The organism is Burkholderia sp. Ax-1720, assembly GCF_011753035.1.
Classification (GTDB): Bacteria; Pseudomonadota; Gammaproteobacteria; order Burkholderiales; family Burkholderiaceae; genus Burkholderia; species Burkholderia gladioli.
This window is the reverse complement of record NZ_VWWK01000170.1, coordinates 1-14,807: the sequence shown is the minus strand read 5'-3', so window position 1 is coordinate 14,807 and position 14,807 is coordinate 1. Positions and strand designations below refer to the sequence as shown.

Sequence of the window (14,807 nt, the reverse complement as noted above, 5' to 3'; positions counted from 1 at the left end):
CAGCCGCGGGTTGCGCGCCGCCACCGAAGCCTGGCCCGCCGGCACCGCGTGCCGAGGAGCCGGCGGCGGCGCCGTCGCGCGCGGTGCGCTCCTGCGCCTGGCGCAGCTTGCGCGCGAGCCAGGAACCGGCGAAGAACAGGAGGATCAGCAGAAGAAGGTTACGCATCGGAATCAGGCCATCAGACCACGGAACGGTGCAGCAGCACCTCGAGCACGAAGCGGCTGCCGACATAGGCAAGCAACAGCGCGCCGAACGAGACGAGCACCCAGCGCGCGGCACCGCGTCCGCGCCAGCCGGACAGCCGGCGCGCGACGAGGATACCGCCGAACATGAACCACGAGAGGATCGCGAACACCGTCTTGTGGTCGAAGCGCAGCGCGCGCGCGTCGACCTGCTCGCTGAACAGGATGCCCGAGGCGAGCGTCAGCGTGAGCAGGACGAAGCCGGCGCCGATCAGGCGGAACAGCAGCTTCTCGAGCGTGAGCAGCGGCGGCAGCGTCTCCAGCCAGCCGGCCAGGAAACCCGCCGACTCGATCCGGCTGCCCTGGCGCAGCGCGTGCAGGCGACGCTCCACCATCAGCATCAGCACCGCGTGCAGGGCCGCGATCGCGAACAATCCATAGGCGATGTTGGCGATCAGGAAGTGCATCTTGAACAATGGCGCGGCCGCATAGGGCAGCACGCGCACGCCGCCGAAGCCGAGCGGCAGCAGCGAGGCCACGCAGGCCAGCGGCAGCACCAGCAGGCGCAGGCTGTCGAGCGGGAAGAAGAAGCTCTCGATCCAGTAGATGCCGGCGCCGAGCCAGAACATCGCCGAGAGCGCGAATGCGAAGCCGAACAGCATCGCGTCGTGCGGGAAGATGGTGGCGTGCAGCAGCACGCCGTGCGAGACCAGGGCCGCGAACAGCAGCGCGCGGCCGGTTCCGCTCACCCCGGACGCAGCGGACGGACGCGTCTCGCGCGGCACGGCCGGCACGCTCGCGACCAGCGGCTGCGCCAGGCCGGAACGGTGCGCCCGCCATCCCGCGACGGACAGGCCGCCGTACAGGAGCGCGGTGAGGGCATACAGTACAATATCCATGTTCGAAGTTTACACTAGCCCCCTCGCCTGCGACGGCTGTCAATATAGCCGACGCGCGCCTTCGGGCCCCACTGTCCATCGCTCCCCATGCTCGACAATCTCACCCAACGGATGGCGCACGTCGTCAAGACGCTGCGCGGCGAAGCCCGTCTCACCGAGGCGAACACGCAGGAAATGCTGCGCGAGGTCCGGCTCGCGCTGCTCGAGGCCGACGTCGCGCTGCCCGTGGTCCGCGAATTCATCGCCAAGGTCAAGGAGAAGGCGCTCGGCGAGGAGGTGCTCAGCAGCCTGTCGCCGGGCCAGGCGCTGGTCGCCGTGGTGCAGAAGGAACTGACCGCCGTGATCGGCGGCGACTACGAGGGCAAGGCCGCCGAGCTGAACCTGGCCGTCACGCCGCCGGCCGTCATCCTGATGGCGGGCCTGCAGGGCGCGGGCAAGACCACCACGGTCGGCAAGCTCGCCAAGCTGCTGCGCGACAAGCAGAAGAAGAAGGTGCTGACGGTGTCCTGCGACGTCTACCGTCCCGCCGCGATCGCCCAGCTCAAAACGGTGAGCGAACAGGTCGGCGCCGACTTCTTCGCCTCCACCCCGGACCAGAAACCGGTCGAGATCGCGCGCGCCGCGCTCGACTGGGCCAAGCGCCACTACCACGACGTGCTGATCGTCGACACGGCCGGCCGCCTCGGTATCGACGAGGCGATGATGAAGGAGATCGCCGAGCTGCACGCGGCGATCAACCCGGCCGAGACGCTGTTCGTGGTCGACGCGATGCTGGGCCAGGATGCCGTCAACACCGCCAAGGCCTTCAACGACGCCCTGCCGCTCACCGGCGTGGTGCTCACCAAGCTCGACGGCGATTCGCGCGGCGGCGCGGCGCTGTCGGTGCGCCACATCACCGGCAAGCCGATCAAGTTCGTCGGCGTGGCCGAGAAGCTCGACGGCCTCGAGGTGTTCCACCCGGACCGGATGGCGAACCGGATCCTCGGCATGGGCGACATCCTCGCCCTGGTCGAGGAGGCGCAGCGCGGCGTCGACATGAAGGCCGCGCAGAAGCTCGCCGACAAGGTCAAGAAGGGCGGCGACTTCGACCTCAACGATTTCCGCGCGCAGATCTCCCAGATGAAGAACATGGGCGGGCTGTCCTCGCTGATGGACAAGCTGCCGGCGCAGTTCCAGCAGGCCGCGGCCGGCGCCAACATGGGCCAGGCCGAGAAGCAGATCCGCCGCATGGAGGGCATCATCAACTCGATGACGCCGGCCGAGCGCGCCAAGCCCGAGCTGATCAAGGCCACCCGCAAGCGCCGCATCGCCGCCGGCGCCGGCGTGCCGGTGCAGGAGGTCAACCGGATGCTGAACCAGTACGACCAGATGCGCACCATGATGAAGAAGCTCAAGGGCGGCAACATGCAGAAGATGATGCGCGGCCTGAAGGGCATGATGCCGGGCCTGCGCTGATACTTTCCCGCCCCCACGCGGCGCGATGCGCGGTATATCCTATTAGCGCATCGCCCGCCGGCCCGAGCGCGGGCCGCCCCGGACGGCCCGCATGCGACCCCGCCGGGCCGTTTCCGATTTTTCCGATCGCACCTCAGAACACATGAACCGCGAAGAAGCTCTCCAGATATTCCAACACTCCGAACAGATCGTCTCCGCCGACGAGGTCAACGCGTCGATCGCCCGGATGGCTTCGGCGATCCGCGCCGAGATCGGCGACGCGTTCCCGCTCGTGCTGTCGGTGATGGGCGGCGCGGCCGTGTTCACGGGCATGCTGCTGCCCCATCTCGACTTCCCGCTCGAGTTCGACTACATCCACCTGACGCGCTATCGCAACACCACCCAGGGCAGCCCCGAGATGCACTGGCGCGTGGCGCCGCGCGAATCGGTGAAGGACCGCATCGTGATCGTGCTCGACGACATCCTCGACGAGGGCGAGACCATGGCAGCGATCCGCGACCGGATCCTCGACATGGGCGCCAAGCGCTTCCTGTCGGCCGTGCTCTGCGAGAAGACGCTGGCCAAGGCCAAGCCGCTGCATCCCGATTTCTGCGGTTTCTCGGTGCCGGATCGCTACGTGTTCGGCTGCGGGATGGACGCCAAGGGCTACTGGCGCAACCTGCCGACGATCCGCGCGCTGACCGCCCAGTTCTGAGCGGCGCGCAGGCGCCTCGCGCCGCAAAACGAAACGGCTCGCGTTTTCACGCGAGCCGTTTTTCATTCCAGGCGCAACCCGCCTCGGGTGCGATCTACAGCTGGTGCACGAAGGCGCGGATGCCGGCCAGGATCATCTCCACCGAGATCGCCACCAGCACCAGCCCCATCAGCCGCTCGAAGGCCATCACGGTGCGCTCGCCGAGCCAGCGCTGGATGCGCTCGGCCAGCACCAGCACGATCGCGCAGACCAGCATCGTCACCGTCAGCGCGCCGACCCACTCCATGGTCTTGCCGGGCGCCTGCGAGGTCAGCAGCATCACGGTGGCCAGCGCCGAGGGGCCGGCCAGGGCGGGAATCGCGAGCGGCACGATGAAGGGCTCGGCGCCGCGCGGATCATTGCCGAAGGCGCCGTCCGGGTGCGGGAAGATCATCCGCAGCGCGATCAGGAACAGCACGATCCCGCCGCCGATGCGCAGGGACAGGTCGGTCAAACTCATCATCCGCAGGAAGCGGTCGCCGACCACCATGAACAGCAGCAGGATGGTGAAGGCGATCGCGATCTCGCGCAGGATCACGCGCACGCGGCGCGGCCCCGGCACATGACGCAGCGCGGCGATGAACAGCGGGATATTGCCGAGCGGATCCGTGATCAGGATCAGCAGCACCGTCGCGGACACGAAGTTGTATTCCATGTTTGACTCCGGCTGCGCGCCGCGACGGCGCGGGCGCCGCCTCAGCGCGCGAGCGCCTCGCGGACCTTCTCGATGACGGTCAGGGCGGCGCCTTCGGCCGGCAACAGGCTGGCTTCGGTATCGCGGCGGCCCTGGTACTCGATCTTGCCATCCTTCAGGCCGCGCTCGCCGATCACCAGGCGATGCGGCACGCCGATCAGTTCCCAGTCGGCGAACATCACGCCCGGGCGCTCGCCGCGATCGTCGAGGATCACGTCGATGCCGGCCGCGAGCAGGTCCGCGTGGAGCTGGTCGGCGGCATTGCGCACCGCCTCGCTGCGGTCATAGCCCATCGGACAGAGCACCACCTCGAACGGGGCGATCGATTCGGGCCAGATGATGCCCTTGTCGTCGAAGTTCTGTTCGATCGCGGCGCCGAGGATCCGCGTGATGCCGATCCCGTAGCAGCCCATCTCCATCGGCTGGGGCTTGCCGCCCTCGTCGAGGAAGGTCGAGCCCATCGCCTTCGAATACTTGGTGCCGAGCTGGAACACGTGGCCGACCTCGATGCCGCGGCAGATGTCGAGCACGCCCTTGCCGTCCGGCGAGGGATCGCCCTTCTGCACGTTGCGCAGGTCGGCGACTTCCGGTTCCGGCAGGTCGCGGCCCCAATTCACGCCGGCGATGTGGTAATCGACCTCGTTGGCACCGACCACGAAATCGCTCATGTTGGCGACCGTGCGATCGGCGATCACCTTGACCGGCTTCCGGGTACCGATCGGACCCAGGTAGCCCGGCGGCGTGCCGAACCATTCGACGATCTCGGCTTCGGTCGCCATCCGGTGGCCGGCCAGGCCCGGCAGCCTGGAGGCCTTGATCTCGTTGAGATCGTGGTCGCCGCGCAGCATCAGCAGCCAGATGGTGGGCTCGGCGCCCTCGTTCTCGGTGGCGACGATGATCGACTTGATGGTGCGTGCCAGGGGGATGTCGAGCAGTTCCGCGACCGCCTCGCACTTGGCCTTGCCGGGCGTGGCAACCTTGGCCATCGCCTCGGCCGGCGCCGCGCGGCTGGCGATCAGCGGCAGCGCCTCGGCGGCCTCGACGTTGGCGGCGAACTCCGAGCTCGGGCAGTAGGCGATCGCGTCCTCGCCGGTGTCGGCGATCACGTGGAATTCATGCGAGCCGCTGCCGCCGATCGAGCCGTTGTCGGCCGCTACCGCGCGGAACTCCAGGCCGATGCGCGTGAACACGCGCACATAGGCGTCGTACATCTTGCGATACGACTCCTTGAGGCCGGCCTGGTCCTTGTCGAAGGAATAGGCGTCCTTCATGATGAATTCGCGCCCGCGCATCACGCCGAAGCGCGGACGGATCTCGTCGCGGAACTTGGTCTGGATCTGGTAGAAGTTCACCGGCATCTGCCGGTAGCTCTTGATCTGGTTGCGCGCGATGTCGGTGATCACTTCCTCGTGCGTCGGCCCGATCACGAAGTCGTTGTCCTTGCGGTCCTTGATGCGCAGCAGCTCGGGGCCGTATTGCTCCCAGCGCCCCGATTCCTGCCAGAGCTCGGCCGGCTGCACCGCCGGCATCAGCAGTTCGATCGCGCCTGCCCGGTTCATCTCCTCGCGCACGATCGCCTCGACCTTGCGGATCGAGCGCAGGCCGACCGGCAGATAGTTGTAGATGCCGCCGGCGACGCGGCGAATCATGCCGGCGCGCACCATCAGCTTGTGGCTGACGATCTCGGCGTCGGCGGGAGCTTCCTTCAGGGTGCCGATAAAGAAACGGGAGGCTTTCATGCGGACAGTTCCAGAAACGACGGCCCAATCCGGGCCGCCAGAAAAAGGCGAAATGGGGTGGATGATCATGCGCGACGAGCGACCAGCAGGCGCTTGCGGCACAGATGACTTAGCAGACTAATCAGGGACAGTGTAGCTGACGCAGCTCGCCGAGATTCGGTCCGTTGCGGTGCGCGGCGCCCGTTATCTGTTTATAATCAAAGCAATTTTAAAGGATTCGAAGGTGGTTGTATGCTGGATCGTGAAGGCTTTCGCCCGAACGTCGGCATCATCCTGCTGAACGCGCACAATGAGGTGTTTTGGGGCAAACGGCTTCGTGAGCATTCCTGGCAATTTCCGCAAGGGGGCATCAAGTATGGTGAGACCCCGATGCAGGCGATGTTCCGGGAACTGCATGAGGAAACCGGCCTGCTCCCCGAGCACGTCAAGATCATCGGTCGCACGCGCGACTGGTTGCGTTACGAGGTGCCTGACAAGTTCATCAAGCGCGAGGTCCGCGGGCATTATCGCGGACAGAAGCAGATCTGGTTTCTGCTGCGGATGGTCGGACGCGACTGCGACATTTGTCTGCGTGCCACCGACCATCCGGAGTTCGACGCCTGGCGCTGGAACGAGTACTGGGTGCCGCTCGACGCGGTGATCGAGTTCAAGCGGGATGTGTATCAGTTGGCGTTGACGGAACTGTCGCGCTTCCTGCGCCGGCCGGCGCAGCGGCCCGACAGCAACAAGGTGCGCGCCCTGCGGGCGACGCGCTATCCTCGCGTGATCGGCTCCCAGCCGTTCGACGCTTCGCAGGTCTGTTCCGAAGTCGAGCCGGGCGCCAGCGCGCTCGACGAGACGCCGGGCGGTTTCCTGCTGCGCGACTGATCCCGGCCGACCGGGGTAGGAATCGAGGCATGTCCGGGCGCGGCAGCGTTTGCCGCGCCCTTTTTTCGAGGTGTGCAATTTGAAATCGTTCGCTTTCGCCGCGGCGTCGCTCGCCGCGGTTGCCGTGCTGGCCGGCTGCGCCCATTCCAAGACATCGAGCGAGCCGTCCAACAAGGACGACAGCGCGTTCGTCTACCTGCTCGACCGCCAGCCCAGCTGGAAGGAAAACACGGTCGATACGCTCCCGCCCCTGCCGCAGCCGTCCAACCTGCTGCCCTTCGAGGTCTCCCAGAACACGCCGCTGAAGTTCTTCGTCGATGCCAGCTCGCTGAGCGTGGGCACCGACGGCATCGTCCGCTACACCTCGGTGATCACCAGCCCGGCCGGCGCGCGCAACGTGATCTACGAAGGAATCCGCTGCGACACCTACGAATGGCGCCAGTACGCGGCGCTGGACGCCGACCACAACGGCTGGGACCGCACCGTCGAGACCGACTGGCAGCGCATCGAGAACGGCAACCTGAATGCCTATCGCGCCGCGCTCTACCAGGATTACTTCTGCTCGAACAAGATGCCGGCCGCCAAGACCAGCACCATCATCGACAACCTGCGCGCCCATCGCACCATCCTGAACCAGCAGGTGCGCTGAGACACCGCCGATCGAGCGACTACCGCTTGCTCAATGAAAAAGCCCGCGCGGGATATCCCGCGCGGGCTTTTTTACTGGGGCGCGAGCTGCCTCAGACCAGGACTAGATTGTCGCGATGGATCAGCTCGGGCTCGAGCATGTAGCCGAGCACCGTCTCGATCTCACCGCTAGGCTTGCGCTGGATCAGCTTGGTTTCGGCGCTGCTGTAGTTCGTCAGGCCGCGCGCGATCTCGCGACCGGCATCGTTGACGCAGGCGATCACCTCGCCGCGCGCGAACACGCCCTGCACCGCGACGATGCCGATCGGCAGCAGGCTCTTGCCGCCGGCCGTCAGCTTCTCGACCGCGCCGGCGTCGATCACCACGTGGCCGCGCACCTGCAGGTGGTCGGCCATCCATTGCTTGCGCGCGGCCATGCGCGCGGTGCGCGCGATCAGCTGGGTGCCGATCGCCTCGCCGGCGGCCAGCCGCACCAGCACCTCGGTCTCGCGGCCGCTCGCGATCACCGTATTGGCGCCGCTGTGCGCGGCACGCTTGGCGGCCAGGATCTTGGTCAGCATGCCGCCCCGGCCCAGGCTCGAGCCGGCGCCGCCGGCCATCGCCTCGAGCTCGGGCGCGCCCGCATCGGCTTCCTGCACCAGGGTGGCGGCCGGGTCCTTGCGCGGATCGGCGGTGAACAGGCCCGACTGGTCGGTCAGGATCACCAGCGCATCGCCCTCGATCAGGTTCGCGACCAGCGCGCCGAGCGTGTCGTTGTCGCCGAACTTGATTTCGTCGGTGACCACCGTGTCGTTCTCGTTGATGATCGGCACCACGCCCAGGCGCAGCAGCGTCAGCAGGGTCGAGCGCGCGTTGAGATAGCGTTCGCGGTCGGCCAGGTCGGCGTGGGTCAGCAAGATCTGCGCGGTACGGATGCCGTGCTCGGCGAAGCGGCTCTCGTAGACCTGCGCGAGCCCCATCTGGCCGACCGCGGCGGCGGCCTGCAACTCGTCGATCTCGCGTGGCCGCTTGCTCCAGCCGAGCCGCTGCATGCCCTCGGCGATCGCGCCCGAGCTGACCAGCACGACCTCCTTGCCGGCCTCGCGCACGGCCGCGATCTGCGCCGCCCAACGGCCGATCGCCGCATGATCGAGCCCGCGCCCGTCGTTGGTGACGAGGCTGGAACCCACCTTCACAACCAATCGCTTCGAATCGGCGATGATCGAACGCATCGTGCGCTAACTCCTGTCAGTGAAGCGCAATCCAAATCGGGATGCGACGGGCGCGAGCCCGCCGCCCGAGCCGGGCACGGCGGCGGCATGCGCCGCCGGCGGCCTTCAGTCCGCCTCGGACTTCGACGGCGCAGCGCCGCCCGGCGTCTCGCGAAAACGCACGTCGGCGGCCAGGTCCTCGGCCTCGGAGGCGCGATGCGCATCCGAATGCTCGGTGAGATAGTCGTAGACGGCGTAGACGAGGTTATCGCAGCCCTGCCCGGTCAGCGCCGAGATCTCGAACACCGGGCCATCCCAGCCGAAGCGGCGGATGAAATCGGCGACGCGCTCGGCGCGCTCGTCCTCGGGCACCATGTCGAGCTTGTTCAGCACCAGCCAGCGCGGCTTCTCGTAGAGCGATTCGTCGTACTTGCGCAGCTCGCCGACGATGGCCGTCGCCTCGGCGACCGGATCGACGTTCTCGTCGAAGGGCGCGAGGTCGACCAGGTGCAGCAGCACGCCGGTGCGCTGGAGGTGGCGCAGGAACTGGTGGCCGAGGCCCGCGCCTTCGGCGGCGCCCTCGATCAGCCCCGGGATGTCGGCGATCACGAAGCTCTTGCTCGGGCCCACACGTACCACGCCGAGGTTCGGCGCGAGCGTGGTGAACGGGTAGTCGGCGATCTTCGGCTTGGCGTTGGACACCGAGGAAATGAAGGTCGACTTGCCCGCGTTGGGCATGCCGAGCAGGCCGACGTCGGCCAGCACCTTCAGCTCGAGCTTCACCATGCGGCGCTCGCCGGGCTTGCCGTCGGTCTTCTGCCGCGGCGCGCGATTGGTGCTCGACTTGAAGTGCAGGTTGCCGAGGCCGCCCGCGCCGCCTTCGGCCACCAGCACCTTCTGCTCGTGCTCGGTCAGGTCGGCGATCAGCTCGCCGGTATCCATGTCGGTGATCACGGTGCCGACCGGCATGCGCAGCGTGATGTCGTCGCCGCCCTTGCCGTAGCAATCCGAGCCGCGCCCGTTCTCGCCGTTGCGCGCCAGGTGTTTCTTCGCGAACCGGTAGTCGATCAGCGTGTTGATGTTGCGATCGGCGACCGCATAGACGCTGCCGCCGCGGCCGCCGTCGCCGCCGTCCGGCCCGCCGAACGGAACGAACTTCTCGCGGCGCATCGACGCGCTGCCATCACCTCCGTTCCCGGCGATGACTTCGATTCGCGCTTCGTCAATGAACTTCATCCGTTGCTCCGCCCAGAATTTGAACCAATATTGTGCCGCGTGCCGCCGCGCTTGACCAATCCGCCCCGGGGGCCAGGTCGAGCCGGACCGGGCCGGCCAGGCCGCGCGCGCCATCGCGCAAATGAAAAAGGCCCCGCGTGTTCCGCGGGGCCTTTGAGGCTATGAAGCCCGAACCGGCGAAAACTTACGCAGCGGCCGGAACGACGATAACCGTGTGCTTGCGGGCTGCGCCCTTGGTCGCGAACTTCACGTGACCATCGACCAGCGCGAACAGCGTGTGGTCCTTGCCGATGCCGACGTTTTCGCCCGGGTGCATGCGCGTGCCGCGCTGACGGACGATGATGCCACCGGCATTGATTGCCTGGCCGCCGTAAACCTTCACGCCGAGGCGCTTCGATTCGGAGTCGCGGCCGTTGCGGGAAGACCCGCCTGCCTTTTTGTGTGCCATTTGATAGCTCCTTTACCGTCTTGGCGCTTACGCGTTGATCGCGTCGATGCGCAGTTCGGTGTAGTTCTGGCGGTGGCCGCCGTGCTTTTGGTAGTGCTTCCGGCGACGCATCTTGAAGATGGTGACCTTGGCATGACGACCGTGGGAGACAACGGTAGCCTTGACGGAAGCCCCACTGACCAGCGGCGTACCGAACTGAATCGATTCGCCTTCGCCTACCGCGAGAACCTGGTCGAGCGTGATTTCTGCGTCAATGTCTGCCGGTATCTGTTCTACTTTGAGTTTTTCGCCGACGGCAACCTTGTACTGCTTGCCACCGGTTTTTATGACCGCGTACATTGAGAACCTCACTCTGGATCTGTTTTTCCATGCACCGCGCACGGAAAACGCGTGATTATACAGAGAGTTAGCAGTCAGGTCAAAACCTATCGTCGATACGACTCGTGGGACCGTTTCCGGCGGTGGATTCGCAGCCCGGGCGTGTCCTCGCTTCGATGCAGCCCGGTAGCCGGCAGCGGCCCCTCGCGGCCCGCCGAGCAAGGCGCCGGGGCTGGTGTCACCCGCTGCGGCGCGGTCTCGCCGGGTGTCGCCGACGCGCGCCCCGCGCGCCGCGATCGCACCACACATCGGCGCGCAAAACCGGCCATCCGGCAGGCGCCGGCCCGGCGCGGCGCCGAATCGCCTTATAATCCGGCGCACTACCCAATTCCATGATCATGTCGTCCACTGCCTCCCCTTCCCTGAGCGCTGCCCAACTGCTGGCCCCGATCGTCGACGATATGGAGCAGGTCAACCGCGTGATTCGGCACAGCCTGTCGTCCGACGTGCTGCTGATCAACCAGATCGCGGAATACATCATCGGCGCGGGCGGCAAGCGGCTGCGGCCTGCCCTGCTGCTGCTCGTCGCGGGCGCGCTGGGCGACGGCTCGAGCCATCGCCACACGCTGGCCGCCGTCGTCGAGTTCATCCATACCGCGACGCTGCTGCACGACGACGTGGTCGACGAATCGGAACTGCGGCGCGGCCGCAAGACCGCCAACGCGCTGTTCGGCAACGCCGCCAGCGTGCTGGTCGGCGACTATCTCTACTCGCGCTCGTTCGAGATGATGGTCGGTGTCGGCAAGATGCGCGTGATGGAGATCCTCTCGGAGGCGACCACCATCATCTCCGAGGGCGAGGTGCTGCAACTGCTCAACATGCATGACGCCGACGTCGACGAATCGCGCTACATGCAGGTGATCCGCTACAAGACGGCCAAGCTGTTCGAGGCCTCGGCGCGGCTGGGCGCCGTGCTGGCCGGCGCGGACGCGAGCACCGAGGCCGCCGCCGCCGAATACGGCCGCCGCATCGGCACCGCCTTCCAGATCATGGACGATTGGCTCGACTACGCGGGCACCGCCGAATCGATGGGCAAGAACGCCGGCGACGACCTGCGCGAAGGCAAGCCGACGCTGCCGCTGATCCACCTGCTTGAGCACGGCACGCCCGAGCAGCAGGCGCTGGCGCGCGAGGCCATCGAGCAGGGCGGCACCGATCGCTTCGAGACGATCTTCGAGGCGATCACGCGTTCGGGGGCGCTCGACCACACGCTGGAATGCGCGCGTCAGGAAGCCCAGGCCGCGGCCGATGCAATTTTTTCGTTTCCCTCTTCCATTTTCAAAAACTCGCTGCTAGAATTATGTTCTTACTCGACGACACGAAAGTCTTGAAAGAGACGGAAGTGGCAGAAGAGTCCAATTCGGGGTGTAGCTTAGCCTGGTAGAGCGCTACGTTCGGGACGTAGAGGCCGGAGGTTCGAATCCTCTCACCCCGACCAGAATTGCAAAAACCGCGCAGTCACTGCGCGGTTTTTTTTCGCCTGTCGCCGGCGAAGCACGGCAGCCGGCCCGTCACGAGCGGCACCCGCCCCTCTGCTATAGTCATTCCCATTCCTGACCCTGACCGACCCCGATCCGAGTGGACCACATTCCCTTATGGGCGCAAATCTGCGCCGTCTTTGTCCTGCTCCTCTGCTCCAGCTTCTTCTCGATCTCTGAAACGGCCATGATGGCGCTCAACCGCCATCGGCTGAAACTGCTCGCCGGCCAGAACGCGCTCGGCGCGAAGACCACCCAGCGCCTGCTGTCGCGCACCGACACGCTGCTCAGCGTGATCCTGATCGGCAACAACCTGTTCAACACCATCATCCCGGTGCTGACCACCTCGATCGCGCTGCGCACCTTCGGCCACGACAACCTGGTGCTGTCGATCGCGACCGGCATCGTCGCCTTCCTGATCATCGTGTTCGCGGAAATCACACCGAAGATCGTCGGCGCGACCTATCCCGAGCGCATCGCGCTGCCGGCCAGCCTGGTGATCGCGCCGCTGATGCGCGTCATGAAACCGGTGATCTGGTTCGTCAACCAGCTCGCCAACGGCATCTTGCGCATGCTGCGCATCAATACCCAGGGCGATCGCGACCAGCGCTTCTCGCCCGAGGAGCTGCGCTCGATCGTGCTCGAATCCGGCAGCTTCATGCCGACCAAGCACCGCAGCATCCTGCTGAACCTGTTCGACCTCGAGAACATCACCGTCGACGACGTGATGATTCCGCGCCGCCAGATCGAGTCGCTGAACTTCGACGCCCCGCTCGACGACATCCTCCACCAGCTGGAGACCTGCTACCACAACCGGCTGATCGTCTACCAGGGCGATATCGACCAGGTGCTCGGCGTGCTGCACGTGCGCAAGACGCTGACCGCGCTGCACAACCAGGAACTCGACCGCGACACGCTGCGCGGCCTGCTGGCCGAGCCTTATTACGTGCCCTCGGGCACGCCGGTGTTCCAGCAGCTCCAGTATTTCCAGGAAAGCCGACAGCGCACCGCGCTGGTAGTCAACGAATACGGCGAACTGGAAGGGCTGCTCACGCCCGAGGACATCATCGAGGAGCTGATCGGCGAGTTCACCACCTCCACGCCGAACGGCGGTAGCTCGCGCGGCGGCTGGAACGCCAGCGGCGAATGCATCGTCGCCGGCAGCATCCCGCTGCGCGAGCTGAACCGCTGGCTGCACCTGAGCTTGCCGACCAAGGGGCCGAAGACGCTCAACGGGCTGATCCTCGAGATCCTCGAGGAGATTCCCGACGGCGACGTCTGCATGAAGATCGGCGACGTGATGCTCGAGGTGATGCGCAGCGACGACCAGGCCGTGCGCACCGTCAAGCTGTTCAAGCCGCGCACCACGCGCGGCGCGCGCGCCCTGCTGCGCTGAAGCCGGCCCGCGCCGCCGTGAGCAGCGGCGCCGGGCTCTCTCGCCGACGGCCGCGCCACCGCGCACTGGCCATCCGGCCGACTGCCGCGTCCCGCCCGGCCGCGCGATGATCGTTTCATCGTGATTCGCAGGCGGCCGCGAGGCCGGTCCCCGATGTCCACTCCCTTGCCCCTGGCGCCGCTTCCTTCCCTCGCCGCCGACACGGCATCCACGGCCGCGGCCGGCGACGCGCCGGTGGTCGCGCTGGTCAACGAGATCCTCAAGGCCGCCACCGCGCGCGACGCCTCCGACATCCATATCGAACCGGCCGAGCACGGCTGGCGCGTGCGATTGCGCATCGACGGCGCGCTCCATCCGTTCGCCGCGCCGCCCGCGCACCTGCGCGACGGCGTGGTCACGCGCCTGAAGGTGCTGTCGCGCCTGGACATCGCCGAGCGGCGCGTGCCGCAGGATGGCCGCCTGCGCATCGCCCTCGCGCCGGGCCTGACGGGCGACTACCGCGTCAGCTCGCTGCCCACGCTGCACGGCGAGAAGCTGGTGCTGCGCCGCCTCGACACGCTGCCGGCCGATCTGTCGCTATCCTCGCTCGGCTTCGATGCGCGGCAGGCCGGCGCGCTCGAAGCAGCCGTCGCCGCGCCGCACGGGCTGGTGCTGGTGACTGGGCCGACCGGCAGCGGCAAGACCGTCACGCTCTATTGCTGTTTGCAGGGGCTCAATCTCGCCTCGCGCAATCTCTGCACCATCGAGGATCCGGCCGAGCTGCAACTCGATGGACTGAACCAGGTCAATGTGCGCGACAAGGCCGGCCTGAGCTTCGCGGTCGCGCTGCGCGCCTTCCTGCGCCAGGATCCGGACGTGATCATGGTCGGCGAGATCCGTGACGCCGAAACCGCCGACGTGGCGCTGAAGGCCGCGCAGACCGGCCACCTGGTGTTGTCGACGCTGCATACCAACGACGCGCCGGGCGCGATCGCGCGACTGCTCGACATCGGCGTGGCGCCCTATCACATCGCCGCGGCGCTGAGGATCGTCACCGCCCAGCGCCTCGTTCGCCGGCTCTGCGTCGCATGCCGCCGGCCTTCGCGCGAGTCGATCCCGGCCCTGCTCGCGGCCGGCCTCGATCCGGCCCGGCTCGAAGACGGCTGGCGCCCCTTCGTCGCGGCCGGTTGCGAGGCCTGTCATGGCATCGGCTATCGCGGCCGGATCGGCGTGCATCAGGTGATGGCGGTTTCCGACACGCTGCGCGAGCGGATCGTCGCCCGCGCGGGCAGCCTCGCGCTCACGCGCCAGGCGCAGGCCGACGGCATGCGCTCGCTGCGCGAGGCCGCCCTGGCTCGCGTGCACGACGGCAGCACCAGCCTCGACGAGGCCTGCGCGGTCGCCGAGGCCGGATGAGCACGCCCGCCTCGCGGGAACGGCGCTTTCGCTGGGCCGGCGCGACACGCGACGGGACGCAGCGGCGC

14 protein-coding genes, 1 tRNA gene and 1 pseudogene are annotated in these 14,807 nt (G+C 67.1%); 8 read left to right on the top strand and 8 right to left on the bottom strand.

Annotated elements, in window-relative coordinates; translation table 11 throughout:
* A pseudogene (locus F3J18_RS38325) lies at positions 1 to 166 on the bottom strand (deaminase); the annotation flags it as partial.
* A gap of 13 nt (positions 167 to 179) precedes the next feature.
* Entirely contained in the window at positions 180 to 1,082 is a 903-nt protein-coding gene (ccsA, locus tag F3J18_RS30165; RefSeq protein WP_025096833.1) for a cytochrome c biogenesis protein CcsA, read from the bottom strand.
* A gap of 87 nt (positions 1,083 to 1,169) precedes the next feature.
* On the opposite strand from ccsA, the gene ffh reads away from it, so the two are divergent.
* Together ffh and F3J18_RS30155 are read left to right on the top strand one after the other, a co-directional pair.
* Positions 1,170 to 2,537, top strand: a complete 1,368-nt coding sequence (ffh, locus tag F3J18_RS30160; protein WP_025096834.1) for a signal recognition particle protein — start codon at positions 1,170 to 1,172, stop codon at positions 2,535 to 2,537.
* A 142-nt stretch (positions 2,538 to 2,679) separates the two neighbouring features.
* On the top strand, positions 2,680 to 3,231 hold the full coding sequence (locus F3J18_RS30155) for a hypoxanthine-guanine phosphoribosyltransferase (protein WP_025096835.1): 552 nt from the start codon (positions 2,680 to 2,682) through the stop codon (positions 3,229 to 3,231).
* 94 nt (positions 3,232 to 3,325) lie between these two features.
* Here the strand turns inward: F3J18_RS30155 and F3J18_RS30150 are convergent, their stop codons facing one another.
* Both F3J18_RS30150 and F3J18_RS30145 read right to left on the bottom strand, forming a co-directional pair.
* Positions 3,326 to 3,925, bottom strand: coding sequence for a MarC family protein (locus F3J18_RS30150; protein ID WP_013696577.1), 600 nt, complete (start codon positions 3,923 to 3,925; stop codon positions 3,326 to 3,328).
* Positions 3,926 to 3,966: 41 nt separating this feature from the next.
* Complete coding sequence (locus F3J18_RS30145; RefSeq protein WP_166915808.1) at positions 3,967 to 5,703, bottom strand: proline--tRNA ligase; 1,737 nt, start codon at positions 5,701 to 5,703, stop codon at positions 3,967 to 3,969.
* 231 nt (positions 5,704 to 5,934) lie between these two features.
* Here F3J18_RS30145 and F3J18_RS30135 point away from each other — a divergent pair, with 231 nt between their 5' ends.
* Together F3J18_RS30135 and F3J18_RS30130 are read left to right on the top strand one after the other, a co-directional pair.
* Positions 5,935 to 6,570: an RNA pyrophosphohydrolase gene (locus F3J18_RS30135; RefSeq protein ID WP_013696575.1), complete on the top strand. Its 636-nt coding sequence runs from the start codon at positions 5,935 to 5,937 to the stop codon at positions 6,568 to 6,570.
* Positions 6,571 to 6,649: 79 nt separating this feature from the next.
* Positions 6,650 to 7,219: a CNP1-like family protein gene (locus F3J18_RS30130; protein ID WP_025096837.1), complete on the top strand. Its 570-nt coding sequence runs from the start codon at positions 6,650 to 6,652 to the stop codon at positions 7,217 to 7,219.
* 91 nt (positions 7,220 to 7,310) lie between these two features.
* On the opposite strand, the gene proB is transcribed toward F3J18_RS30130, so the two are convergent.
* The 4 genes from proB to rplU all read right to left on the bottom strand — a co-directional run bounded on the left by proB (position 7,311) and on the right by rplU (position 10,431).
* Positions 7,311 to 8,429 (bottom strand): glutamate 5-kinase, encoded by a 1,119-nt coding sequence (proB, locus tag F3J18_RS30125; RefSeq protein ID WP_166915806.1) that lies wholly within the window; start codon positions 8,427 to 8,429, stop codon positions 7,311 to 7,313.
* 105 nt (positions 8,430 to 8,534) lie between these two features.
* Positions 8,535 to 9,644 carry an Obg family GTPase CgtA gene (gene cgtA, locus F3J18_RS30120; protein WP_025096839.1) on the bottom strand — a complete coding sequence of 370 codons (1,110 nt, stop codon included), beginning with the start codon at positions 9,642 to 9,644 and terminating at the stop codon, positions 8,535 to 8,537.
* 184 nt (positions 9,645 to 9,828) lie between these two features.
* Positions 9,829 to 10,092, bottom strand: a complete 264-nt coding sequence (rpmA, locus tag F3J18_RS30115; RefSeq protein WP_013696571.1) for a 50S ribosomal protein L27 — start codon at positions 10,090 to 10,092, stop codon at positions 9,829 to 9,831.
* A gap of 27 nt (positions 10,093 to 10,119) precedes the next feature.
* Complete coding sequence (gene rplU, locus F3J18_RS30110) at positions 10,120 to 10,431, bottom strand: 50S ribosomal protein L21 (RefSeq protein ID WP_004194344.1); 312 nt, start codon at positions 10,429 to 10,431, stop codon at positions 10,120 to 10,122.
* Between the two features lie 377 nt (positions 10,432 to 10,808).
* Between rplU and F3J18_RS30105 the strand changes: the two genes are divergently transcribed.
* The 4 genes from F3J18_RS30105 to F3J18_RS30090 all read left to right on the top strand — a co-directional run bounded on the left by F3J18_RS30105 (position 10,809) and on the right by F3J18_RS30090 (position 14,739).
* Positions 10,809 to 11,801: a polyprenyl synthetase family protein gene (locus F3J18_RS30105; protein WP_036038944.1), complete on the top strand. Its 993-nt coding sequence runs from the start codon at positions 10,809 to 10,811 to the stop codon at positions 11,799 to 11,801.
* Positions 11,802 to 11,831: 30 nt separating this feature from the next.
* Positions 11,832 to 11,908, top strand: a tRNA-Pro gene (locus F3J18_RS30100).
* 140 nt (positions 11,909 to 12,048) lie between these two features.
* The gene (locus F3J18_RS30095) at positions 12,049 to 13,344 is read left to right on the top strand and encodes an HlyC/CorC family transporter (RefSeq protein WP_025096841.1); all 1,296 of its coding nucleotides are present in this window, start codon (positions 12,049 to 12,051) and stop codon (positions 13,342 to 13,344) included.
* Positions 13,345 to 13,497: 153 nt separating this feature from the next.
* On the top strand, positions 13,498 to 14,739 hold the full coding sequence (locus F3J18_RS30090; protein ID WP_025096842.1) for an ATPase, T2SS/T4P/T4SS family: 1,242 nt from the start codon (positions 13,498 to 13,500) through the stop codon (positions 14,737 to 14,739).
* The last annotated feature ends 68 nt before the right edge of the window (positions 14,740 to 14,807 follow it).